Annotated in this window: 21 protein-coding genes; 7 read left to right on the forward strand and 14 right to left on the reverse strand. The window is 60.5% G+C overall.

Translation table 11 applies throughout. The annotated features are described in order from the left end of the window. Positions 1-24: 24 nt before the first annotated feature. Positions 25-261, reverse strand: a complete 237-nt coding sequence (locus DXZ77_RS05595) for a methionine aminopeptidase (RefSeq protein ID WP_115030597.1) — start codon at positions 259-261, stop codon at positions 25-27. Between the two features lie 177 nt (positions 262-438). Here DXZ77_RS05595 and DXZ77_RS05600 point away from each other — a divergent pair, with 177 nt between their 5' ends. Further along, positions 439-3,132: a phosphoenolpyruvate carboxylase gene (locus DXZ77_RS05600; protein WP_220181599.1), complete on the forward strand. Its 2,694-nt coding sequence runs from the start codon at positions 439-441 to the stop codon at positions 3,130-3,132. Positions 3,133-3,178: 46 nt separating this feature from the next. Further along, positions 3,179-3,613: an HIT family protein gene (locus DXZ77_RS05605; RefSeq protein ID WP_115030599.1), complete on the forward strand. Its 435-nt coding sequence runs from the start codon at positions 3,179-3,181 to the stop codon at positions 3,611-3,613. 58 nt (positions 3,614-3,671) lie between these two features. Here the strand turns inward: DXZ77_RS05605 and DXZ77_RS05610 are convergent, their stop codons facing one another. Together DXZ77_RS05610 and DXZ77_RS05615 are read right to left on the reverse strand one after the other, a co-directional pair. Further along, positions 3,672-5,099: a cation:dicarboxylate symporter family transporter gene (locus DXZ77_RS05610; RefSeq protein ID WP_115030601.1), complete on the reverse strand. Its 1,428-nt coding sequence runs from the start codon at positions 5,097-5,099 to the stop codon at positions 3,672-3,674. Between the two features lie 150 nt (positions 5,100-5,249). Next, positions 5,250-8,033 carry an aconitate hydratase gene (locus DXZ77_RS05615; protein WP_115030604.1) on the reverse strand — a complete coding sequence of 928 codons (2,784 nt, stop codon included), beginning with the start codon at positions 8,031-8,033 and terminating at the stop codon, positions 5,250-5,252. A 294-nt stretch (positions 8,034-8,327) separates the two neighbouring features. On the opposite strand from DXZ77_RS05615, the gene DXZ77_RS05620 reads away from it, so the two are divergent. Further along, the gene (locus tag DXZ77_RS05620) at positions 8,328-8,552 is read left to right on the forward strand and encodes a WYL domain-containing protein (protein WP_115030606.1); all 225 of its coding nucleotides are present in this window, start codon (positions 8,328-8,330) and stop codon (positions 8,550-8,552) included. Between the two features lie 122 nt (positions 8,553-8,674). On the opposite strand, the gene DXZ77_RS05625 is transcribed toward DXZ77_RS05620, so the two are convergent. From DXZ77_RS05625 to DXZ77_RS05635, 3 genes are all read right to left on the reverse strand, one after another. Next, entirely contained in the window at positions 8,675-9,343 is a 669-nt protein-coding gene (locus DXZ77_RS05625) for a hypothetical protein (RefSeq protein ID WP_115030608.1), read from the reverse strand. 120 nt (positions 9,344-9,463) lie between these two features. Beyond that, on the reverse strand, positions 9,464-10,687 hold the full coding sequence (locus tag DXZ77_RS05630) for a class I SAM-dependent RNA methyltransferase (protein ID WP_115030610.1): 1,224 nt from the start codon (positions 10,685-10,687) through the stop codon (positions 9,464-9,466). Further along, on the reverse strand, positions 10,684-12,741 hold the full coding sequence (locus DXZ77_RS05635) for an APC family permease (protein WP_115032635.1): 2,058 nt from the start codon (positions 12,739-12,741) through the stop codon (positions 10,684-10,686). The genes DXZ77_RS05630 and DXZ77_RS05635 overlap by 4 nt, the downstream gene beginning before the upstream one ends. A gap of 128 nt (positions 12,742-12,869) precedes the next feature. On the opposite strand from DXZ77_RS05635, the gene DXZ77_RS05640 reads away from it, so the two are divergent. Next, entirely contained in the window at positions 12,870-13,532 is a 663-nt protein-coding gene (locus DXZ77_RS05640; protein WP_115030612.1) for a potassium channel family protein, read from the forward strand. Positions 13,533-13,593: 61 nt separating this feature from the next. Further along, positions 13,594-14,268: a potassium channel family protein gene (locus tag DXZ77_RS05645; protein WP_028326381.1), complete on the forward strand. Its 675-nt coding sequence runs from the start codon at positions 13,594-13,596 to the stop codon at positions 14,266-14,268. Positions 14,269-14,394: 126 nt separating this feature from the next. On the opposite strand, the gene DXZ77_RS05650 is transcribed toward DXZ77_RS05645, so the two are convergent. From DXZ77_RS05650 to DXZ77_RS05675, 6 genes are all read right to left on the reverse strand, one after another. Further along, complete coding sequence (locus tag DXZ77_RS05650) at positions 14,395-14,769, reverse strand: OB-fold nucleic acid binding domain-containing protein (RefSeq protein ID WP_115030614.1); 375 nt, start codon at positions 14,767-14,769, stop codon at positions 14,395-14,397. Between the two features lie 144 nt (positions 14,770-14,913). Then, entirely contained in the window at positions 14,914-15,636 is a 723-nt protein-coding gene (locus tag DXZ77_RS05655; RefSeq protein WP_181816042.1) for a DUF3710 domain-containing protein, read from the reverse strand. A 208-nt stretch (positions 15,637-15,844) separates the two neighbouring features. Continuing rightward, positions 15,845-16,303 (reverse strand): dUTP diphosphatase, encoded by a 459-nt coding sequence (gene dut / locus DXZ77_RS05660; protein WP_243888710.1) that lies wholly within the window; start codon positions 16,301-16,303, stop codon positions 15,845-15,847. Then, positions 16,296-16,598 carry a DUF4193 domain-containing protein gene (locus tag DXZ77_RS05665; RefSeq protein WP_028326385.1) on the reverse strand — a complete coding sequence of 101 codons (303 nt, stop codon included), beginning with the start codon at positions 16,596-16,598 and terminating at the stop codon, positions 16,296-16,298. Before DXZ77_RS05665 ends, dut begins: the two co-directional genes overlap by 8 nt. 308 nt (positions 16,599-16,906) lie before the next feature. Then, positions 16,907-17,818: an inositol monophosphatase family protein gene (locus DXZ77_RS05670; RefSeq protein WP_258553313.1), complete on the reverse strand. Its 912-nt coding sequence runs from the start codon at positions 17,816-17,818 to the stop codon at positions 16,907-16,909. 82 nt (positions 17,819-17,900) lie between these two features. After that, on the reverse strand, positions 17,901-18,974 hold the full coding sequence (locus tag DXZ77_RS05675; RefSeq protein WP_208303574.1) for a ferrochelatase: 1,074 nt from the start codon (positions 18,972-18,974) through the stop codon (positions 17,901-17,903). Between the two features lie 185 nt (positions 18,975-19,159). Here DXZ77_RS05675 and sepH point away from each other — a divergent pair, with 185 nt between their 5' ends. Then, on the forward strand, positions 19,160-20,998 hold the full coding sequence (gene sepH / locus DXZ77_RS05680) for a septation protein SepH (RefSeq protein WP_115030624.1): 1,839 nt from the start codon (positions 19,160-19,162) through the stop codon (positions 20,996-20,998). 69 nt (positions 20,999-21,067) lie between these two features. Here sepH and DXZ77_RS05685 read toward each other — a convergent pair whose 3' ends face one another. Together DXZ77_RS05685 and DXZ77_RS05690 are read right to left on the reverse strand one after the other, a co-directional pair. Continuing rightward, positions 21,068-22,207 carry an alkaline phosphatase family protein gene (locus DXZ77_RS05685; RefSeq protein ID WP_115030626.1) on the reverse strand — a complete coding sequence of 380 codons (1,140 nt, stop codon included), beginning with the start codon at positions 22,205-22,207 and terminating at the stop codon, positions 21,068-21,070. Then, the gene (locus DXZ77_RS05690; RefSeq protein ID WP_028326391.1) at positions 22,207-22,809 is read right to left on the reverse strand and encodes a DUF5998 family protein; all 603 of its coding nucleotides are present in this window, start codon (positions 22,807-22,809) and stop codon (positions 22,207-22,209) included. Before DXZ77_RS05690 ends, DXZ77_RS05685 begins: the two co-directional genes overlap by 1 nt. A 243-nt stretch (positions 22,810-23,052) precedes the next feature. Between DXZ77_RS05690 and DXZ77_RS05695 the strand changes: the two genes are divergently transcribed. Next, a complete protein-coding gene (locus tag DXZ77_RS05695) occupies positions 23,053-23,502 on the forward strand; it encodes a PTS sugar transporter subunit IIA (RefSeq protein WP_220181600.1) in 450 nt (149 codons plus the stop codon). The last annotated feature ends 148 nt before the right edge of the window (positions 23,503-23,650 follow it).

Consider the following 23,650-nt stretch of genomic DNA (forward strand, 5'->3'; position numbering starts at 1 on the left):
CGACGGCGCCTCACACCCAACCAGTCACCCCAATAACCCCTCCCCCGGCTCACGACCCGAGAAACGAGCCTCCTCTTCCTGGCGGCGACGATCCTCCGCATCCCAGGCCGCTGTCCGCTCCCGAGCAGAACGCAACGCACCAGCAGCAGCCTCCCGCGTCGGATACGGGCCCATCAAATCCCCCTTACGGCTATGCGAAAAATCCTCCTCCACCTGACCAGTAGCGATGTTGAACCAAAACTTCTGCTCGACCTCAGACACACGAACCTCCCAGAAAGAAAAACAACACCACAACACATACCCGCACCAACACACCCAGCTTAACCATCAACCCTCAACGCCACATCAACAAAACCCGCGCATGCTCACGAAGAGTGTCAACGCTCACCACCCAACCCCCTACGAACACGACATACCTCATGCGTAAACTCGGCAAACATGAGCGAGGCCCCCCAGAAACACCTCCCCCCCACCGCCACCGCCACACTCGACAGTGACCTGGAACTCCTCTCAACCCTGCACTCACACGTCCTACGCGACATCGGCGGTGAAGCCCTCCTCACCCGCGTCGCTGAACTCGTCGACGCCTGCCGCGCCCCACACACCACCAGTAGCACTGTCGAAGACATCCTCACCGACCTCACCCCCACCCAAGCCCGCGACCTCGTCAATGCCGTCACCGTCCACCTCCACCTAGCTAACCTCGCCGACGAACGCCACCGCGTCCGCTCCCTACGCCACGAAAACGACGACTACACCGACAGCATCGAAGCAGGCGGAGTCGCCGCCGCCATCACCGCGCTAGGCCCCACCGCCGAAAACGCTCTCACCGGCCTACGCATCCACCCCGTACTCACCGCACACCCCACCGAAGCACGCCGCCGAGCCATCACCTCCGCCCTACGCCGCCTCGCCTCCTGGCTCGACGAACACGACGACCCCACAGCCGGCCCCACAGCCCGCCACACCGCTCGGCAACACATGCTCGAAGAAATCGACATCCTCCAACGCACCAGCACCCTGCGCCGCGAACGCCCCCAACCTGGCGACGAAGTCAAAACCATGACCTCCATCGTCGAAAACACCCTCTTCGACGTTGTCCCCCAGGTCTACCGCGCCACCGAAAACGCCCTCCCAGACCGTGAAAACCCCACCAGCCCTCACATCCCCGCATTCATCCGATTCGGTTCCTGGATCGGCGCCGACCGCGACGGCAACCCCTACGTCACCGCAGCAGTCACCCGCGCCACCGCCACCCAACAGTTCCGCGTCACCCTCGACCTACTCGCTCACCGTGTCGAAACCATCGCCCGCACCCTCACCATGGACGAGCACGACACCCCCGCTACCGACACCCTCATCGACGACCTCGCCCGCGACGCCGTCCGCATGCCAGAACAATTCACCGAAATCACCAAAGACGCCCCCGGCGAACCCCACCGGCAAAAACTCATGGTCGTCGCCGCGCGCGTCAACGCCACCCGCAACGAACACGCAGGACTGGCCTACGCCTGCCCCCAGGAGATGCTCACCGACCTACGCCTCATCCAAAACAGCCTTCACGCCGCCGGAGACCACCGAGCCGCTAACGGAAACCTCCAAAACCTCATCTGGCTCGTCGAAACCTTCGGATTCCACCTCACCGAACTCGAAGTACGCCAACACAGCGCCGTCCACGAAGCCGTCCTCACCGAAGCCCTCCACCTCGCCGGCCACGACAACGCCGCTGAACTGGCCACCGACGCAACCTTCCTCGACCATCTCGCCACCCACGGATGGCCCCAACGCATCACCCCCACCAGCAGCAAAGCCACCGAAGTCCTCAACACCCTCCGCGTCATGGAGTACATCCAAAGCCGCTACGGACACCGCGCCTGCGGACGCTACATCGTCAGCTTCACCCGCAACGCCGCCGACCTCGCCGCAGTCCGCGCCCTGGCCCGCCTAGCCACCGACAACAGCGAACTCCACCTCGATGTCATCCCCCTCTTCGAAACCGGCAAAGACCTCCAAGCCGCCCCACACATCCTGCGCAACTGGGCTGAACTACCCAGCACCCAAAACTGGCTCACCCACACCAACCGAGCCGTCGAAGTCATGGTCGGCTACTCCGACTCCGCCAAAGACGTCGGTCCCGCCAGCGCAACCCTCACCCTCGACACCGCCGAACGCGCCCTCGTCACCTGGGCCAACGAATCCAACATCCACCTCACCCTCTTCCACGGACGCGGCGGATCCCTCGGACGCGGCGGCGGCCCCCTCCACCGCGCCATCATGGCCCAACCCACCGGCTCAGTCGCCGGACGCTTCAAATGCACTGAACAAGGCGAAGTCATCTTCGCCCGCTACGGTGACCCCACCATCGGACAACGCCACCTCGAACGCCTTACCTCCGCCGTCCTCCTAGCAGACTCCCCCGGCATCGCCACCCCCCGCGAAAACGCCACCGAGCAATACCGCGAACTCAGCAACACCATCGACACCCAAAGCCGCGGCGCCTTCCTAGCCCTCATCAACAAACCCGGATTCGCCGACTTCCTCGCCAACGTCAGCCCCCTCGACGAAATCGGCGAACTACGCCTAGGCTCCCGCCCCTCCCGACGCAGCGGCACCGACACCGGACGCAGCCTCGAAGACCTACGCGCCATCCCCTGGGTCTTCTCCTGGAGCCAAACCCGCATCAACCTCTCCGGATGGTACGGACTAGGAAGCGGACTGGCAGCCGTCGACGACATCCCCCTCCTACGCCGCACCTACACCCAATGGCCCCTCTTCGCCGCCATGATCGACGTGGCAGAAATGAGCCTAGCCAAAGCCGACCGCACCATCGGAAACAAATTCCTCGACCTCGGCAACCGCCCCGACCTCACCGAACAAATTCTCACCGAATTCGACCTCACCCGCACCCTCATCCTGGACATCCTCGAACAAGACGAACTCCTCGCCCACAAACCCCATCTCCAAACCGCAATCCGGCTCCGCCAGCCCTATGTCGATGCCCTCAGCCACCTCCAACACCATGCCCTCCTAGCCCTGCGACACCACACCAGCACCCAGGACTTTCACGCCTGGCACCGCGTCTTACTCCTGTCAGTCAACGGAGTATCCGCAGGCCTACAAAACACCGGCTGACACCCACCCAACCCCCGCACCTATCCACCACACAGAAAGGCAATTTGTGAGCACTGTTTTCACCCGCATCATCAACGGAGAAATCCCCGGACGATTCATCTGGTCAGACGAACACTGCGTCGCCTTCCTCACCGCTGGCCCTATCACCCCCGGCCATACCCTCGTCGTCCCCCGCGACGAAATCACCCAATGGACCGAAGCCACCCCTGAACTCATCGCCCACCTCACCGACGTGGCCCACACCATCGGCAAGGCCATCCAAACCGAATGGGGAAGCCCCCGCATCGGCCTACTCGCCCAAGGGTTCGAAGTACCCCACCTACACCTGCACGTCTGGGCCGCTTACAGCACCAAAGACTTCGACCTGTCAGCAGTTGATGACTCCCCCGACCCCGCCATGATGGACCAAGCCGCCCAACGACTACGCAACCGCCTCCACACCCAACTCGAGGGCATCCCCACCGCCACCCACATCGCCTAACCCCACCCCGGCAACAAAAATGTGTGCCTGCGCGGCCCCCACCGCGCAGGCACACGTATCAGCCCTGACGATCCGTCAAAACCGGATGCGGCGTAGGCTGCAACCCCGCCGCCGGATCAATCGGAGCAGGCGGTTTCCTCACCGAATATTCCGTGTCATGCGGGTCAACCCCCACCACGGAGTAATCAAACGGATCATTGCCCGCCAACACCAAACGCGCCCGCTCAACATCCAACGTGCCCGTCCACTTGCCCACCAAAAACGTTGCCACCGCATTACCGGAAAAGTTCGTCAACGCACGCGCCTCGGACATAAACCGGTCAATCCCCACAATCACATCAACCCCGGCAACCAGATCAGGGCGGTACGCCTGCAACCCACCAGCCAACGTCGCCAGCCCCGCACCAGAAACCCCAGCAGCCCCCTTAGACGCAACGATCATGAACACCAACAAACTGATCTGCTCACCCATCGCCATAGGAGTACCCATCGCATGCGAAATAAACACCGCTGACATCGTCAAATAGATGGCAGTGCCATCCAAGTTGAACGAATACCCCGTAGGCACCACGATCCCCACCGTGGACTTGGACACCCCCGCATGCTCCATCTTCCCCATCAGCGAGGGCAACGCCGACTCCGACGAAGAAGTCGCCACAATGAGCAGATACTCCTTAGCGAGATACTTCAACAACTGGAACACGTTCAGCCTGGTCACGGCCCACAAAATCAGTCCCAGCACCACTACCACGAACAACACACACGTCACATAAAAAGCGACCATCACCAAACCAAGCTGGGCTAGCGCCTTGGGTCCAGTGCTGCCCACCACCGCAGCAATCGCACCGAAAGCACCAATCGGTGCCACCCACAGCACCATCGACAACACCCGGAAAACCAACTTCTGCAAATGCGCAACTCCACGCAGAATTGGCTCCCCATCTTTACCCATGCCCTGCACCGCAAACCCGACAAGCAGCGCCACAAACAGCACCTGCAGCACCGACTCTTGAGTTAAAGCACTCACGAGAGTGGTCGGCACAATACTTCGCAAAAACTCGATCGTCCCACCCGCATGCGCAGCCTTAGAGGCGTGTCCGTTCCCTGCTCCCGTATGCGGAATTGCCAACCCATCACCAGGGTGAATCACGTTCCCGACAAGCAGACCAATCCCCAACGCCACCGTCGACATGGCGATGAAATACACCAGCGCAATGGCCCCAACCTTGCCCACTGACGCCGCAGCCCGCACTGAACCAATACCCAGAACAATCGTGCAGAAAATAACTGGGCCGATCATCATTTTGATCAGCGCAACAAAAAGCTCTCCAAGCCATTTGAGACTTTTAGCGAACTCCGGAGCACTTAACCCGATACCGATGCCTGCGATGACGGCAACGATAACGAGGATGTACAGCCAGTGAGTGCGGTCGCGCCGTGGTTTCTTGGGCTCAACAATGTGTGCTTCATTGACGGCATGCGCCATTGCATGACTCCGATCTACAGAAGGGGGCTGGTGGAGCATCACGTTTCTGGCTAGAAAACGTGACCAGAGTATGTGACAGGCCAGCAGGTGACCGTCTCTATAGAAGAGAACGATCACCTGCTGGATACGTGCCGAACAATCCCAGACAGATCAGGCCTTCGCCAGCGAGCGCAGAACGTACTGGAGAATGCCGTCGTTACGGTAGTAGTCAGCCTCCCCAGGAGTGTCGATGCGCACGACCGCATCGAATTTCACTGCGGTGCCGTCTGTTTTTGTCGCGGTCACTTCAAGAGTTTTCGGTGTGGTTCCTTCGTTGAGGGCAGTGATGCCGACGATATCGAAGGTTTCAGCGCCATCAAGGCCGAGGCTGTCGGCTGATTCCCCAGCGGGGAATTGCAGCGGAAGCACACCCATGCCGATGAGGTTGGAGCGGTGGATGCGCTCGAAGCTTTCGGCGATGACGGCTTTAACTCCCAGCAGGCGGGTTCCTTTCGCGGCCCAGTCACGTGAGGAGCCCGATCCGTATTCTTTGCCTCCGAGAACAACAAGGGGAACACTGGCTGCTTGGTAGGCCTCAGCTGCCTCGAAGATGGTGGTTTGTTCACCGTTGTTGAGGAAGTTGCGGGTGAATCCGCCTTCAACACCATCGAGAAGCTGGTTCTTCAGACGGATGTTGGCGAAAGTACCTCGCACCATGACCTCGTGGTTACCGCGGCGAGAACCGTAGGAGTTGAAGTCTTTGCGCTCCACGCCATGGTCGGCGAGGTATTTGCCTGCGGGGCTGTCGGGTTTGATGGCGCCTGCGGGGCTGATGTGGTCTGTGGTGACTGAGTCGCCCAGTTTGGCTAGGACGCGTGCGCCGGTGACGTCTTGCACGGGGGTCAGCTCCATCGACATACCGTCGAAGTAGTTGGGTTTGCGCACATAGGTGGAGTTTTCGTCCCAGGCGAAGGTGTCGCCGTCGGGGGTGTCCAGGCCTTGCCAGCGTTCATCTCCGGCGAAGACATCGGAGTATTGAGAAGCAAACATGTCTCGGTCGATGGAGGCGTCGATAGTTTTCTGGACTTCCTCGGCGCTGGGCCAAATGTCGGCGAGGAAGACGTCGTTGCCGTCGTTGTCTTGGCCAAGTGGTTCGGTGTCGAAGTCGAAGTCCATCGTTCCGGCCAGGGCGTAGGCGATGACTAGCGGCGGGGAGGCCAGGTAGTTCATCTTCACGTCGGGGTTGATACGGCCTTCGAAGTTGCGGTTACCGGAAAGCACGGAGGTGACTGCCAGGTCGTTGCTGTTGATTGCTTCGGAGATGTCTTGAGGCAAGGGGCCGGAGTTACCGATGCAGGTGGTGCAGCCGTAGCCGACGAGGTGGTAGCCCAGTTTCTCCAGCGATGGCCACAGGCCTGCCTTGTCGTAGTACTCGGTGACGACCTTGGAGCCTGGCGCCATGGAGGTTTTGACCCAGGGTTTGACTTGTAGTCCTTTGTCTGCGGCTTTCTTGGCGAGCAGGCCCGCTGCGAGCATCACCGACGGGTTCGAGGTATTCGTGCAGGAGGTGATAGAGGCGATGGAGACAATGCCGTGGTCAATGTCGAATGTTTGCCCATCGCGGGTGATGGCAACCCGTTTGTGGGGGCGGCGCATTGCGCCAAGCATTGAGGTGCGGGGGGCGTTGCCACCGGAGTCGGTGTCGCTGCCGGGTGCAGGTGCATCCGATGCGGCCATCGACTCGGCTCCGCTTTCGGTTTCGGTGTCCAGGGCGTTCTTGACGTAGGCGGGCAGGGTTTTGCGGAAGGAGGTTTTGGATTCCGAGAGGAGGATGCGGTCTTGGGGGCGTTTGGGGCCGGCGATGGAGGGGACCACTGTGGATAGGTCGAGTTCGAGGTATTCGGAGAAGCGGGGTTCGTTGTTGGGGTCGTGCCAGAGTCCTTGTTCTTTGGCGTAGGCCTCGGTGAGTGCGATTTGTTCTTCGCTGCGGCCGGTGAGTCGCAGGTAGTTGATGGTTTCGTCATCGATGGGGAAGATCGCGCAGGTGGAGCCGAATTCGGGGCTCATGTTGCCGATAGTGGCGCGGTTGGCCAGGGGGATGGAGGCGACCCCTTCACCGTAGAACTCGACAAATTTGCCGACTACTCCGTGTTTGCGGAGCATTTCGGTGATGGTCAGGACAACGTCGGTGGCGGTGACGGCGGCGGGAATGTGTCCGGTGAGTTTGAAGCCGACTACGCGGGGAATGAGCATCGAGACGGGTTGACCCAGCATGGCGGCTTCTGCTTCGATGCCGCCGACTCCCCAGCCGAGCACACCGATGCCGTTTTCCATGGTGGTGTGGGAGTCGGTGCCTACGCAGGTGTCGGGGTAGGCCTGGCCGTCGCGGTTCATGACAACGCGGGCGAGGTGCTCGATGTTGACCTGGTGGACGATGCCTGTGCCTGGGGGGACGACTTTGAAGTCGGCGAAGGCTCCTTGGCCCCAGCGGAGGAATTGGTAGCGCTCTTTGTTGCGGCCGTATTCGAGTTCTACGTTGCGGGTGAAGGCGTCGCGGCGTCCGAAGACATCGATTTGTACTGAGTGGTCGATGACGAGTTCGGCGGGTGAGAGGGGGTTGACTTTTTCGGCTTTGCCGCCGAGTTCAACGACGGCTTCGCGCATGGTGGCCAGGTCGACGATGCAGGGAACGCCAGTGAAGTCCTGCATGATCACGCGTGCGGGGGTGAATTGGATTTCGGTGTTGGGGTGGGCGTTTTCGTCCCATGAGCCGAGAGCTTTGATTTGTTCTGCGGTGACGTTGGCGCCGTCTTCGGTGCGGAGCAGGTTTTCGAGGAGCACTTTGAGGCTGTAGGGCAGGGTGCGGCTGCCTTCGACGGCGTCGATGCGGAAGATGTCGTAGGAGGCGCCACCGACCTGCAACGTGTTTTTGGCTTGGAAGCTGTTCTGGCTCACACTCGCTCCTTCACTGGGGGTGTTTGGTGCGGTGGCTGCTCGCCTAGGGCAGGGCGTGCGCGACCGTTGTGTCACACACTACCCGAGATATCTTGACATCAAGATACTTTTGGGTTTCGCGGCACGTCACACACTCCGCATGACGCACAAACTCGAAAACCCAAGTGGCCCTCACCGTCACCGAGGGCCAGGCCGATCAGTCGATGGGGCTAACTCGGATGAGGCAGCCGTCACACGAGTCCCTGAGCGTAACTACGCACCCTTATCAGAGATGCTCTTCATCGCCCCTTCTGGATGGTCATTGCGGCCCCGTACGGCCTGGCGAGCAAGGCTGGCTCGTGGTACCTCGTAGCCGATGTCGATGGGCAGCCCCGCATGTTCAACACCAGCCGCATCGAAAGTCGAGAGTTTCTTAGCGATACCGCGGCGCTGCGACCAGAGTGCTATCTACCGCCCACTACCCTGACGTCGAATCGGTGCGGCGGCTGCTCCAGTTCGGTGACCACATTCGTCTCTTGAGCCTACCCGAAGCAGTCGAACGGTTCGGCGCCATTGCTACCCAAATGATGCGAGCTCATCAGTCGAGCAGCTCATCCACCTTGCCAGGTCACTAAACCCCCGCCGGTCAGGCGAGAGCTTGCTTAGGGAGCCTTTGGCTCCCACGTGCGCGGCGCCTGACCAAACGCAGCCCGCACACCCTTGACCACTGCCCCGCCAGCGGCATAGTTAGCGGCCCCACCAAGCACCGCTCCCACACCAAAAGGCAACGCTCGACCAACAATTCCCGCGCTCTTACGCACCGCGAACCGGGTGATAAACGTGCGTCCCAAGCTGCTCCCGCCGCGCGAGCTGGGCAGCCGTGCCCCCAACTGCCTGGCCCAGCCTTTCTCACTCGACCCCACGGTCCGCTGCGCTGCCCGCACACCAGACTCCCCCAGCATTACCCCCACCACCAGAGCACGACGCCCCTCAGAATTGGCAGGCAGATCCCCGTAGATCGCCGCGACAGTCAGCACATACCGAACCGTCAACTCAATAAACGACACCACCTCACCGGCAGACAACGCCAGCGATGCCGCTGTCCCCACACCAGGAATAGCAGCAGTCGCCCCGATCCCCGCTCCCGAACCAACCGTGACCCGTGTGTACTCGGTAGTCAGATGCTCAACCAACTCGGCAGGTGAGGCTTCGGGGAATTTCTTTCGCAGCCCCGCCACCCGCCGATCAGCCGCGCTGCCGTAACGCTCAACTGCTGAATCAACAAGCTTAACGATTAACGAGTCGCGTCCTTTGTCCTGCAGCAGGTTCATGGCTCACCTTCACTGTGCATGTGGGCCAACCGTGGACACACCACCACGCACCGCTGTTACACGCGCGGGGAGTCACCGTGCCAGGCGCGAGCGTCGGCCCAGTGACTCCCCGCACCCGAATCAGATGCTGCCTTGTCTGCAGACAGTAGCGACGCATTCGACATGGTGAGTCATCGGAAACATGTCGAATGCACGTAGGTCCGTCAGCGTGTATCCAAGCTCACCGGCGCTGCGCAAATCACGCGCAAGAGCTGCTGGATCACACGCGACGTACACCATCACCCGCGGCTCCAACGCAGCCAGATGGCGCATAACTGCAGCACCAGCGCCTGAGCGAGGTGGATCCAAAACCACAACGTCAGCTCTGCCCCCGGCTAGGCCTTTGTCTAACGCATCCTCGGTACGTGATTTGATCACCTGCACACGAGCGTCATCGTTAAAGCGACGCTGTGCGCACACCACCGCAGCCGGATCTGACTCAACAGCGATCACCGACCCACCTGGGCCTACCTGAGCAGCCATCGCCGCCGCGAAAAGCCCCACTCCCGCATACAGGTCAAGACAGGTATCTCCTGCGGTAATCGCAGCACCTTCAAGAACCGCATCCACCAATGTGGATGCTGCACCTGGGTGAACCTGCCAAAAACCACGCGTAGGCACGGTGAAATCTCCGGTGAAACCGTTGTGCCGCTGCCCTGCTGGCACAGCGACATGCTCGGTCACTGTCTTGGCTCGCTTGGTTCCACCAGGCACTGGCACCACCTTGGTGTCGCTGCTATTAGGGACCACAACTTCAACAGCCCTGGCCCCGCCCCACCGCCTAGCGAACACCCCAGATTCAGTGACTTCCTCAGCGGCGATCGGGCAGTCCTTTAACCGGATGACGTCCCGAGACCGGAACCTGCGCAACCCGGCGCGGCGAGAACGGTCGACGGCGAAATCCATCCGAGTCCGCCAACGCAACCCGTCGTGGTCTCCCGGTACCGGCTCCACCTGCACATCACGATCAATGCCACCCAGTCGGGTGAGCTGCTCGCTAATGACTTGTGCTTTCAACTCGCGCTGATGGTCAAGATCAACGTGCTGGAAGTCACAGCCTCCGCAGCCGCCGGGCCCGGAAACCTCACAACGCGGCTGGACCCGGAACGCGGATGTAGTGAGGATTTTTACCGCATCAGCGAAAATAAACCGGTCGCCTGGTTTTCCTTTGGTGACGACAGCCTCGACATCTTCACCTGGCAGGCAATGCCGGACGAACACGACCTGCCCGTCGTCAGTGTGGGCGACTGCATGCCCGCCATGGGCAATGCGTTCGATGTGGAGCTGCAATCGTGTACCGATCACGCTTGACCTTTCCTCGTGATGCTGCCGGGCACCAGCGTGTTATCCCGGGGGCCGTAAATAGACGATGCTCGGGCACCGCCGCCATTACGGAAATGTTGTTCGGCCCCGTCAGAGGATTCCAGACGCCACGGCACACTCACCATGACCACCCCCGGTTTGAACAGGAGCGCGGCTTTGAGTCGCAATGCACTTTGGTTGTGCAACAGGTGTTCCCACCAGTGTCCGAGGACATATTCAGGCACATAAACGCTGACGATGTCGCGGGGGTTCTTGCGACGCAAATGGTCGATATACCCCAGCACAGGCCTGGTCATTTCTCGGTACGGGGAGGCAAGCACGGTAAGAGGAACAGGAATTTCACGCCGCTCCCATTCGTGGACCAGGGCCTCGGTGGCTTCAGGGTCGACAGCAACAGTCACCGCCCCGATGTTCGAGCTGCGGGAGGCACGGGCATACGCCAGAGCACGCATGGTGGGCTTGTGCACTCTGCTCACAAGAACAACGGCGTGCACCCGTGAAGGCAGGGCGCGTTCTTCACGCACATCCTCAGATAGCTTCAGTTCTTCACCAACAGCGCGGTAGTGCTTCTTGATGCCGAGCATCATCACGAAAAGGATGCCCATCCCTGCCACGGCGAACCCAGCACCGTGGGTGAATTTGGTTAGCAGTACCACGATGAGCACCGTTCCACTCATGGTGGCGCCGATAGCGTTGATGACCCGTGAACGCCGCATACGGGAACGTTCTTGACCTTCAGCCAGCTCCAGGTTGCGGTTCCAGTGCCGCACCATGCCGATCTGGGACAGCGTGAAAGAAACAAACACACCGACGATGTACAGCTGGATGAGTCGGGTGACGTCAGCGTCGTAGATGATCACAAGAGCCAAGGCAGCGGTAGCCAAGATGAGGATGCCGTTGCTGAAAGTCAGGCGGTCACCTCGCTGGGCGAGCTGCCGTGGAAGCAACTCGTCGCGAGCCAGAACTGAAGCCAGCACTGGGAAACCGTTGAAGGCAGTGTTCGCGGCGAGGATGAGGATGATCCCGGTGACCGTGGCCATGTAGAACATGCCGGCGGGGAAGTTGTTGAAAACGGTGTGGGCGAGTTGACCGATGACGGTTTCTTGGATGTACCCAGTACCCACGGGCTGTCCATTGAGGAGAAGTTGCTCGCTGGGGTGCTCGGCAAATTTCACGCCGGTGAGGTTGGCAAGTGTGACGGTAGAGAGCAGCATCGTGATCGAGATGACACCCATGAGCACGAGCGTGGTGGCGGCGTTTTTGCTGTGCGGTTTTTGGAAAGCCGGCACCCCGTTGGATACCGCTTCGACACCGGTCAAGGCTGCACACCCGGATGAGAACGCTCGAAGAAGCAAAAAGACTAGGGCCAGCTGGCCTAATTGTTCGTAGCCGTTGGCGGGGGCCATCTCGAATGGGGCGCTAGGAGCCATCGGCAAAGTGCCAGTGAAGTGACGCACAAAACCCCACAGACACATGCCGATCACCCCGATCATGAAGGCATAGGTGGGGATGGCGAATGCGGCACCGGATTCACGGACACCGCGCAAGTTCAATGTAGTGAGCGTGACGATCAAGACAGCAGCGGCTATAGCTTCATGACCGCGAATCCAGGGAAGGACGAGCGCGGCGTTCTGAACCCCGGAAGAAACCGACACAGCGACAGTAAGGACGTAATCGACCAGCAAGGCGCTGGCGACTGTCACCCCCGCTTTTGTGCCGAGGTTAGTGGTGGCGACCTCGTAGTCTCCTCCACCGGATGGGTAGGCGTGCACGTTCTGACGGTATGAGAGCACCACGATGACCATGACGAACACGACGGCCAAGGCGATCTGCCATGAATGGGTTGCGGCGAAAGCTCCACCAGCCAGGCCGAGGGTAAGGAGGATCTCATCGGGGGCGTAGGCGACGGACGAGAGTGCGTCGCTGGCGAATACGGGAAGAGCGATGCGCTTGGGAAGCAGCGTCTCGCCGAGCCGGTCTGAGCTCATCGCCCGCCCGACGATCGCACGCTTCAGGGCGCGGGTGAGGTTTGACACGGAGAACACTGTAGAGCCGAACGCCGTGAACGGTGGGGTCGTCGCGTGTTGGACGCGTCGCAGCGTTCTGGTCTGATTCAGCTGAGTCTGGGTGCTGCACTGATGGCTGCCTGGTATACGGTCGTGACGTGCACTTCGTCATCATGGGCTGTGGCCGGGTGGGAGCATCTCTCTCCCGCAATCTTGCCGAGCGTGGCCACGATGTGGCCGTCATAGATCAGGATCGGCGTGCTTTTCGCCGTTTAGGACCAGATTTTGAGGGCCGCCGCGTGGTCGGGCAGGGCTTCGATCGTGAGGTGTTGATTAAGGCGGGCATCGAGAATGCGTACGCCTGCGCAGCAGTGAGCAGCGGCGATAACTCCAATATCCTCACGGCGCGGTTAGCTCGGGAAACATTTGGGGTACAGAACGTCGTAGCGCGTATCTACGATCCCGGCAGAGCGGCCGTATATCAGCGGCTCGGGATCCCTACGGTAGGAACCGTGCGCTGGACCAGCGACCGGATCATGCGGCGTCTGCTACCCCATGGAGCAACGCCCCAGCACGCTGACCCAAGCGGCCGCGTAGTAGTAGCGGAAGTGGCGCTGCATCACGCCTGGATCGGGTTGACGTACTCAACGATGGAACAGCTCAGCGGCGCCCGTGTCGCGTACGTGATGCGGTTTGGTGAAGGGATGATCCCAACAGCAGAACACGTCTACCAGGCCGGTGACATCGTAAGCGTGATCACCACGGCCGAAGCGTTGGGCCAGACCGAACGGATCCTCGAGTCCGCACCGGAGTTCGAATGAGCATCAACGCCATAGTTAGCGCAGCTGTTGCGCAGTCGTTCATTGTTCGAGGGGAACAGGCATGAGGGTCGTTATTGCTGGGGCAGGCAGCGTAGGGCGCTCTATTGCCCGCGAGCTGATCGGTAACGGTCACGAAGTACTACTCATCGATAAAAATATCGACGTCGCTGAAACCAAAGTAGTCCCCGATGCCTCCTGGCTCCTGGCTGATGCCTGCGAGCTGTCTTCTCTGGAAGAGGCCGGGCTGGAGTCAGCTGATGTGATTGTGGCGGCCACCAGCGACGACAAAGTGAACCTGGTGACTTCACTGCTGGCGAAAACAGAATTCGCGGTGCCGCGCACAGTGGCACGCATCAATAACCCGAAGAACGAGTGGCTCTTTGATGAGAGTTGGGGTGTAGACGTAGCAGTGTCTACACCACGGTTGATCACCGCGCTCGTTGAGGAAGCTGTCACAGTCGGTGAATTGGTGCGAATTTTCGAGTTCCGTCAATCTGGGGCAAGCCTGGTGGAGATCACCCTCACTGAAGACAGTCCCTGGGCCACTACGCGCGTCGGAGATGTGCCCTGGCCGCCAGATACGGTGTTGACCTGCCTGGTGCGCGATGCGCGCCCCATCGGCCCTACTGCGGACGATCTCCTCGAGGCCGGCGACGAACTGATCATCGTGACTACTCAGGCTGAGGAAAACGAAGTACGACAGCTTTTCTCAACCGCCGACAACATCGAGGACTAAAACGCAACGAAGAGGGCGGAACAGTAACCCTGTCTGTTCCGCCCTCTTTTCATGTTTTATGGCTTCAGGAAAAAACCATCATCGCCGCTGGAGACGGTGATGATCTTCCGCTTATCTGCTGGCTGACTATTTTGTTGCCGAGGCCGGGGCAAGCACATCAAAGCTCGGGTTATGCATAACAACCTTGTTGCCGTTACGCATCACACGGCCCTCCACGCGCATCCGCACTCCCGGAACAATTCCGGGAATCTCGCGGCGCCCCATCCACACCAACGTCAGATAGCCAGAGCCGTCAAAAATCTCCGCGGAGATGGAAGGCGTGGACCCAGCAGCCGGGCGCGTCACCGACTTGACCATTCCCCGCATCGTGTAAAAGCCACGATCAGCACAGTCACCAATCTCGGTAGCGCCGCACCCGTTGCACTCTTTGCGCAGGGCAGCGTTGTCAGCTTTCGCCTGGGCGCCCGCCAACCGCTCAAGCAGCGATGAGATTGCCGCCATTACCAAACCTTTCACACATCATGACAAACCCTTCAGGCAGGTATACCTTTGGGGCGAAAACGACTGTAAACCCACCAATCCTGTGGGCGCACTCGCGCCGCGCTTATGCGCATCCACGCAGCGCAGCAGCAAGAACAATCAGACTCAGCGGATCTCAGTGATCTCCGGTCCACGCTCGAACGGGTCCAGTGTGGGAGCTTGCTCTCCATTGTCGTGTTCACCGATGTCACGCGGCATGTGCATAGGCAGCAACTCACGCGGCGCCATCGGCTGACGCCCACGGTGCACAACAACCACCCGCAGCAAATCGATGAATGCCTGCCCCACATCCGGGTCAGATGCAGCCGGTCCGCTAATCACACCACGCAAGAACCAGCGAGGGCCATCCACACCGATAAACCGCATCGGCATCAACCCCGACGGTGTGGGCACAGCAGCCATCAGTTCTGCCCCATAAGGGCCTTCAGTGATGTCTGCCTCGCCACCACCGTTACGCAAGCTGGTTGCGATTTCCTCACGGATATCGCCCCACAAGAACTTCGATTTCGGTGCCGCGAACACCTGCAGCTGCAACACCGACTCCTCGATCTGCAGACGCATCCCCGTAACTTCGTTGCTCTGCTGATCGGTCTCCACCATGTACGTCACACCAGGGATGTTCGGCAGCCACACCGAACCAAAATCGAGGAACCCCTCTGGACGAACAACATCACCAGAGTCGAAAGGACCCAACTGCTCAGCCGTGTGCTGACCAAGCACAGGCACACCCGCGACGGGTTCTTCCTGCCAGTGGGCACCTTCGTCAACAGCCGCGTCATGCTGCGGCACAGACTTAACTTTGGATCGTTTACGACCGAACAGCCCCATGTCTGCTTCCCTCCTCGCGCCGACGGCGCTCCTGAACCCGACGCTGCACAACACAACCATCGGGGACGGCACAACGACTCACTTCAGAACGAACGCGCATCGGCCGCAATACGATCCCGACTAAGCTCGCTTTAGTCTGTCACAGGCACACACTGGCGATGTCGGGCTGGCCACAACGCGCCAACCAGCCCGAAATCACACCACATGATCAGTCGCGGCGCTCACCGAATCCACCGGAAGCACCGAAACCACTTTCACCACGTTCAGTGCTGTCTAGTTCGTCAACCTCGTTCCACACGATTGAGGCAACCTCTTGCAGCACCAGCTGGGCAATGCGGTCTCCGCGCGTAATCGTGAACGCTTCAGACCTGTCTACATTGATGAGCGGAACACACACCTGGCCGGTGTAACCAGCATCAATCGTTCCCGGAGCATTCACCACCGTCACACCATGACGGATAGCCAATCCAGAACGCGGATGAACCAAACCGACAAAGCCACGCGGCACCGCGATAGCTAAACCGGTCGGCATAAGAAAACGTGCCCCCGGTTCAAGGACCGTATCGACACGCGCGCATAGGTCGACCCCGGCATCCCCATCTCGCGCATAGCGCGGAAGTGGGAGTTCGGGGTCAAGCCGACGTACATTTACACGAACCTCAGGCAATGCATTCCTTACAGACAGCCAAACCGTTGTTCTCACCCGCGTACTGACTCCGGTGACGCACCAGGAAGCAGCTACCGCAAGTAAATTCATCAGCCTGCTTAGGTACGACGCGCACCGTTAACTCTTCATTCGACAGGTCTGCGCCCGGAAGCTCAAACCCCTCTCCAGAGTCACGAGCGTCGTCGTTGTCGACGTTCGCCGAGGACGACTTCTCGACGCGCCGCGACTTCAGCTCTTCGATCGAGTCCTCTGCGTCCTCGTCGGATTTACGCGGGGCATCGTAGTCAGTGGCCATTCAAGCCTCTCCATTTCATAAAGATGTCGGGCGGCTTCACAAGGGGGTCGGGCGACACCGCCATCGCACACACCATCCCCGGACGTACTCGCTCCGAAGACAACGCACACTGCGGCAGCGATGCTCCCGCAGGGCAACGCTGAACCCGACCACACCATTCCATGAGCCGGGACGGTGAGGGGATTGTGCACCACAAGACAGGTGTTAGTCACGTCCTGGCGTCTTCATGCCCGTGTGTCACCTCACACGGGCACCCAAAACCCTCACACAGCCCGACCACCCTAGACCGAACCAGCAACTCACAGCGACTACCGGACTGGCGTAGTAATCACCGACAACGCCTCCCGCAACGCACCATGAACCCCCGGCGCCGCAGCAATCACCCCATCAGCCAACGGCGCCTCAGCACCAATACCACTAACCACCGCGCCAGCCTCCTGAGCAATCAACCGCGCCGCAGCCACATCCCACACATGCACCCCCCGCTCGTAATACGCATCCAATGTCCCCGCAGCCACATCACACATATCCAACGCTGCACTCCCACAACGGCGCACATCCCGAATCCGCGGCAACAACGCAGCCAACACAACCCCCTGCTCAGCACGCCGCTCACTGGCATACGCAAACCCCGTCGCCACCAACGACTGCCCCAAATCCGTCGTCCCCGACACACGCAACCGCCGCCGACGCCCCAACAAATCCACCGCAAACGCCCCCGCCCCCAACCTCGCGTGATACGTCAACCCCCGCCCCGGCGCCGAAACCGCACCCGCCACCGGCCACCACAACCCAGGCGCCGAAACATCCCCCACCACCACCGACACCGACACCGCAAAATCCATCCGGTCATACAAGTAATTGACCGTGCCATCAATCGGATCCAACACCCACGTCAAACCCGACTCCCCCACCTCTAAAGCCCCACCCTCCTCCTCCCCCAAAACCCCATCACCCTCACGAATCCGGCGAATGCGCCCCACCAAATACTCCTGGGCACGACGATCCATCTCCGTCACCACATCAGTCTCGGTTGTCTTCGTATCCACCTCCATCCCCTCCGGCCGCTCCGTCACCACCAAACGACCAGCCCCCGACGCCAAATCAACCGCAAAAGACTCCAACTGCGCCAACACATCAGCATCCGGAACCAACTCAGCCGGAATCACTGACCCCAATGACGCCCCCGCAACACCAGACCTACCCAAAGAAAGACCCATCACAACAACACTCCTCTCTGAGAAAACATCTAACGAAACAGCACATTCACGACGCGCAACCGCGCACAAGCCGTGACCTACTTCACCCCTCAAACGCAGCCACCGGCCGTTGCGTCCCCGGACGCAACGGCGCAAGACAACAATCCACCTGACACACCCCCGGCTCTTGCCCGGCATTTAACGCCAACTCCACCAACCGTTGCGCCACCGCTTGCTCATCACGCAACGTCGGCGCCCGCAAAAACTCCATCCCAATCCCCGCAGCCGTGTCCGCAGCCTCGGTATCCAAGTCCTGCACCACCTCCATGTGGTCAGCCACAAACCCGATCGGAACCAGCACAACGCTGCGCACCCCTGACCCTTGCAACGCTGCAATCGCATCATTGATATCTGGCACCAACCACGGCTGCTCCGGACGCCCTGACCTGGAACAAAACACCAGATCCCACCCGGGCTGAGCTCCCAAAAACTCCTCTACCGCCTGCACACAAGACTGGGCAACTGCCATCAACTCACGCTCATACGTCCGCGGATTCCCCTGCGGCCCCGAATGCACAGCTGCTCCTTCTGGAATCGAATGCGCCACAAACAACACCCGAACCTCATCCAGCGACACATCCCCCTGCACCGCACGCCCCACAAACTCCACCGCACGCCGCTGCCAAGCAGCCACCACAACTGGCTCCAGCCCCCACGGACGCACATACACCAGCTCTGGCACCCGCTCCCCTGCAGCTTCCAATCGAGCCACCGCAGCGGCAATATCTTCTCGATACTGCCGACACGAGGAATATCCTGAATACGCACTCGTCACCACCACCGCAGCGCGCTGCACCCCAGCCTGCGAAGCTGCCAACAACGCCTCATGCACATACGGATCCCAGTTACGATTTCCCACAAAAACAGGAACATCCCCCCGCCCAGCTCGCTCCAATGCCGAGCGCATCGCTTCAGCTTGTGCCTGCGTCTCAGCATTAATCGGGCTCACCCCACCGCGAGCGAAATAATGCTCCCCCACCACCATCAAACGCTCCCGCGGAACACCTCGACCGGCAGTCACGTTCTCCAGAAAAGGCACCACATCGGCCTCGCCTCGCGGTCCCCCAAAGGACACCAAAACGATTCCATCAATCATTTCTGCATTCACATGACTCACCGATCCAACGTATTACTGACACGATCCAGGGTGCGACCCCGATAGGCTTCCTTTGACGCGGAAAGTGCATACAGCGCTGAGACGGGCCACGGTGACCCCCGAGACCGAGACTCCCGACTCCGACCGGATCCCGAGGCGGTCGGCATCGGCATCCCGCGCAGCAACGACAGACGGGAGACTGACACATGCGTGACCTCTACCTCATCGGCGTTCACGAGAGCGGTGAATACGTACTACTGGGCTCGCACGACAGCGATATCCGGTACCGCCTCACCCTCGACGACGCCTTCCGTGAGGCCGCGAGGTGGGAACGCAGACACGTCGCCCACGAAGAACCCAAGCAGATCATGCGTCCCGCCGAGGTCCAAGCACTCATCCGCGCCGGCTACACCACCGCGGAAACCGCTGAGCGCGCGGGATGGACGGAAGAGAAGGTCAGACGCTTCGAAGGACCAATCCTGGCCGAACGTGATCACGTTGCCGGCCTGGCGCGTCGCGCTCACATTCGGGGGCACTCTTTCGGTCAAGCTGTCGAACTTCGTGAATTGGTGGACACGTATCTACGCGAGCGTCATATCGACACCTCCGCTACACATTGGGACTCCTACCGCACCGATGACGGCCAATGGGTCGTGGAAATTACCTTCGTGGCCGATACACAGGCACACCTGGCTCGGTGGCGTTTCTCCCGAGGAACTATGACCGTTTCGGCCTTGAACGCTCAGGCCGCGGCAATCACGAACGAGGAATCCCCTGGCGCGGATCATTTCGCGCGTTCTGCCCCTCTGATTCCCCGTTCGGAAGAAGATGCTGGGGCTGAACACGGAGACTGCGAATTGGTCGCTGACCTACGCGAACGTATCTACGCACGTAATCGGCGACGCCTCAAAGGCGCAGAAGAGCTACCTGCACCAACGCCCGTTGCAGCTATAGCGCCACCGGAAGAACCAGCGGAAGAAACCGCTGGAACGACATCGCCTGCCGAAGAAGTACTCGAGGCCGTTGTCGTGGAAAGCAATGTTTCTGTCGAGCAGGATGCCCAGCCCCAGGAGCTTACTGAAGTAGCCGAGGAAGCTGCCCCGCACGCAGCAGAGGAGCCCCCTGCCGCCCCGGAGCCGGTGGCTGAGGAGCAGGAGGCGGATTCTGCTGCGGATGCGCAAGCGGTTACTGAGCCCTCAGCTGAGGAAGCCACTGCCAGTGAGGAAGAGTCTGCAGCAGAGCCAGTCGCCGAGGGGAATTCAGAAGAACCACCTGCTGAGGTCTCTGATGCCACACCCGAGGAAGACACTGCCGCGCAAGCCCCGGAGCCAGTGTCTGATGAAGCAGATAGCGAGCCAGCAGATGTCCCTGAAGCGCCGGTAGCAGAGGCTGAGCAAGAAACACCAGTGGTAGAAGAACCGGCCGAAGCATCCGTTGCTGAGGTGGAAGATTCTCAGGCGCAAGCTGCGCAAGAGCCCGCACCAGAAACGGAACCAGACCCAGAGCCCACATCAGAGGCAGAAGCTGTCTCGGAGCCAGAGTCAGCGGAAGATCCTGCTGTGCAAGCCGATCTAGCACCTGAATCTGATGATGCGCCTCAACCTGAGGGTGAGGTTACTCCCGAACCAGAACCGGCTCCCGCACCCAAGGATGCAGCCGAATCGGAAGCTGAATCTGATTCGGACAAAGCCACGCAAGAACCTGACTCAGCCGAATCCGCTGTTGGGGAAGCAGCTAGCGAACCTGCTCCCACGACGCGACGCAAACGCACTGCACCGCGCAAAACAACATCGCCACGGAAAACAACCACTCGCAAAACGTCAGGAACGCGCAAGACAAGCTCGACGAAGACCGCTGGCGCCAAGACTTCAAAACCCAAGGCCTCTGCAGCGAAATCCACGGCGAAGGAACCGGCTGATTCTGCTGTTGAGCAAGCAGCTGAGGCCTCAACGCCTTCTCGCACTAAGAGCAAGTCTTCGCGTGGTCGGGCGAGCGTGCCTTCGTGGGACGACATCATGTTTGGGGCCAGGCCAGGAGGTAACTAAGCCCGTAATTTGCGGCGTGCCCACTCCCCTAGCAGCTTCAGGGAGCGGGCACGTCGTTTTTGTCTGTGGTTAGCGGGGCGGCAGGCTCAGCAGTGGTACTGCGAGTTCATCGACGGTGGTTGACCCGTGGTGGCCGACCAGGCGCAGCAGGCCGGGTTTGTCGCGGCGGGAGTCCAGGATGACGTGGTTGTCGTTCATGATGACGATGAGGTCACCGATTCTGGCAGCGACTTCATCACGGACGGGGCCGAAAACACCTGTTTCGATTGCTTGTTCGCGGGTGAGGACAGTGCCGCGGTGGCCGAGTTCAGCGCTCCAGGTGGCGGCAGTGTCGGCGCTGGTTCCGGGTTTGAGGTGTAGGTGGGGTGCCCGGGGGTCGCCGGTGACATGGCTGATGTTGGTGGTCATGGCTGGGCGCAGGCCGATGTCGAAGCGGGTGCTGTCGTTGGTGTCGATCATGCCGTGGTCGGCGGTGATGTGGATGGCGGTTCCTGTTGGGACGCGCCGGGCCAGTTGTCGTAGTGCGGCGTCGATGCGTTCGAGTTCGTCTCCCCATTGCCACGAGCCGCATCCGTGTTCGTGGCCTACTTTGTCGACTTCGCCCCAGTAGAGGTAGATGAGGGCGCGTGGGTGTGTGCGCAGAATGGTGACGGCGGCGTCGATGCGGTCGTCGAGGTCGTCGGCGGGGTTGTATCGGGGTCCGCGTAGGGATGCGCGGGTTAGTCCGGAGCCTTCGAAGTGGGTGGGGCCGATGCTGAAGGGCTCGAGGTGGGGGGCGACTTTTTCAAAGACGGTGGGGAATGGCTGCCATAGTTCGGGGTCGGGTCCGTTTTCCCAGCTGAGGGCATTGAATCGTTGGTTGTTGTCGGGGTTGTGCCCTTCGTATCCGATCATGCCGTGGGCGCCGGGGGGTAGTCCGGTGCCCAAGCTGGTGAGGCTGGTTGCGGTGGTGGAGGGGAATCCGGCGTGGAGGCGGCGGCCGTTGTTGAGCAGGGAGCGTAGAAAGGGGGCGTGGCCGCTGCGGCGGCGGAGGAGTTCATCGCCGAGGCCGTCGACGAGGACGACGACTGCGCTGCGTGCTTGGGGTAGGTCGGTGTCCCATTCGCTGAAGCCTGGGACGTTTAGGGAGTGCGCGACTGAAGGTAAGACGCCGAGCAGTCCGTGTGTGTCGTAGGTGGGTTTTTCGTGCTGTCCCCCGGTGTTGGTCATTATTCTCCTGCTCCAGCGGTAGCGCTTTGGAGTGCGTGGGCGAATGCGATTGCTTGGGTAACTGCGTTTTCTCCATCGGCCATGGCGCTGACGCGGACGCTGATGTCGTCGGCGGTGATGGTGCCTTCGTAGCCGTGGTCGGCTTCGCAGTTGGGTTCGCCGCAGGAGGCGGGGATGAGGTCGATTCGGGAGACTGATCCCCAGCCGATGGTGACGGTGAGTTCTTGGCCGTGGCTTTCGGGGGTGTAGGAGGCGGGGTCGCTGACGACGTGGGTGAGCATGACTGCCCGGATACGGCTTAATGGCACAGATTCGCTGGTGGCGGTGGCGGTGGCGTGGGCGGTGCCGGCTTGGGAGTCGTCGTCTGCGTGCATGACGACCAGGCGGGTGGGGGTGATGACCAGGACTGTGATGTGTCGGCGGATGGAGTCGTGGTCGAAGGTGGTTTCTTGGTGGACCAGGTGTGAGACGACGCTTTCGCCGGCGAGGGCTGTTTGCACTACCTCGTGGACGAGGGCTGGGTAGTAGCCTGCTCGTTCGACGTCACGAACCAGGTCGGCAGGTAGTGATGAGCCGTGGGCACTACGGCGAGGAAAACTCATGATTCCCATTGTGGTCCACGTTGCGGTGGTTGCGGGTATGGCGTGTCGACTACGTGTGTGGTGGTGTGGCGGGTGGTTGTGGTGCGGGAGTTTGTCTGTGTGAGTCGGGATGTTTCACGTTCGTGAAAGCAGTGAACGGATTAGGCTGTGGCCGAACCTCTCAGGCGTCTACTGGTCGGATGTGTCCAAGGTTGTTTGCGACGTGCGGCGCGCGAGGTTGTTGGTTCCCAGGCAAGGAGAATCGTGAGACTGATCACCACCGAGCATGTGGCATTGGATTTAGTTAGTCAGGAGCGCAGGTCAGCTATTGCGTCTTTGACTGATTTGCTCGCTTCGGCGGGGCGTGTCACCGATAGTGCGGCGTTTATCGCTGATGTTGAGTATCGCGAGTCGCAGTTGGCGACGGGCCTTCCTGGTGGGGTGGCTATTCCGCATGCGCGTAGCGTTGCGGTGACTGAGCCGAGTGTGGCGTTTGGTCGGTGTGTGGGGGGTGTCGATTGGGGGTCGGTTGATGGTCCTGCTGATTTGATTTTCCTTATTGCTGTTCCGTTTGGAGCGCCGACGGATCATTTGGCTATTTTGGCGAAGTTGGCGCGGCGTCTTACGCATACGGATTTTCGTGGGCAGCTTCGCACGTTTACTGATGCCGCGGCTGTTGCGGATTTAATCCAGGAGGCTCTTGAGCGGTCCTGATAGACAGGGGAACCCACGCTCTTTGTTGGTCGGTGGGGGCAACTATGGTGGCTTCGCTCGTGCGTCGTGTGCCACCTGCCCCTCGGATGAGGGATTATGAACCGGGCTTGCGCTCGTGTCGTGTCTTGATCGTGTGATTGGGATGTGG

Source organism: Dermatophilus congolensis (genome assembly GCF_900447215.1).
Lineage (GTDB): Bacteria > Actinomycetota > Actinomycetes > Actinomycetales > Dermatophilaceae > Dermatophilus > Dermatophilus congolensis_A.

Excerpts from the sequence above, each read along its gene's own strand:
- DXZ77_RS05600 (WP_220181599.1), top strand. The coding sequence starts at position 439 with ATGAGCGAGGCCCCCCAGAAACACCTCCCCCCCACCGCCACCGCCACA.
- DXZ77_RS05610 (WP_115030601.1), bottom strand. The coding sequence starts at position 5,099 with ATGGCGCATGCCGTCAATGAAGCACACATTGTTGAGCCCAAGAAACCA.
- DXZ77_RS05620 (WP_115030606.1), top strand. The coding sequence starts at position 8,328 with ATGGTCATTGCGGCCCCGTACGGCCTGGCGAGCAAGGCTGGCTCGTGG.
- DXZ77_RS05625 (WP_115030608.1), bottom strand. The coding sequence starts at position 9,343 with ATGAACCTGCTGCAGGACAAAGGACGCGACTCGTTAATCGTTAAGCTT.
- DXZ77_RS05645 (WP_028326381.1), top strand. The coding sequence starts at position 13,594 with ATGAGGGTCGTTATTGCTGGGGCAGGCAGCGTAGGGCGCTCTATTGCC.
- DXZ77_RS05650 (WP_115030614.1), bottom strand. The coding sequence starts at position 14,769 with ATGGCGGCAATCTCATCGCTGCTTGAGCGGTTGGCGGGCGCCCAGGCG.
- DXZ77_RS05655 (WP_181816042.1), bottom strand. The coding sequence starts at position 15,636 with ATGGGGCTGTTCGGTCGTAAACGATCCAAAGTTAAGTCTGTGCCGCAG.
- DXZ77_RS05665 (WP_028326385.1), bottom strand. The coding sequence starts at position 16,598 with ATGGCCACTGACTACGATGCCCCGCGTAAATCCGACGAGGACGCAGAG.
- DXZ77_RS05670 (WP_258553313.1), bottom strand. The coding sequence starts at position 17,818 with ATGGGTCTTTCTTTGGGTAGGTCTGGTGTTGCGGGGGCGTCATTGGGG.
- sepH (WP_115030624.1), top strand. The coding sequence starts at position 19,160 with ATGCGTGACCTCTACCTCATCGGCGTTCACGAGAGCGGTGAATACGTA.
- DXZ77_RS05685 (WP_115030626.1), bottom strand. The coding sequence starts at position 22,207 with ATGACCAACACCGGGGGACAGCACGAAAAACCCACCTACGACACACAC.
- DXZ77_RS05690 (WP_028326391.1), bottom strand. The coding sequence starts at position 22,809 with ATGAGTTTTCCTCGCCGTAGTGCCCACGGCTCATCACTACCTGCCGAC.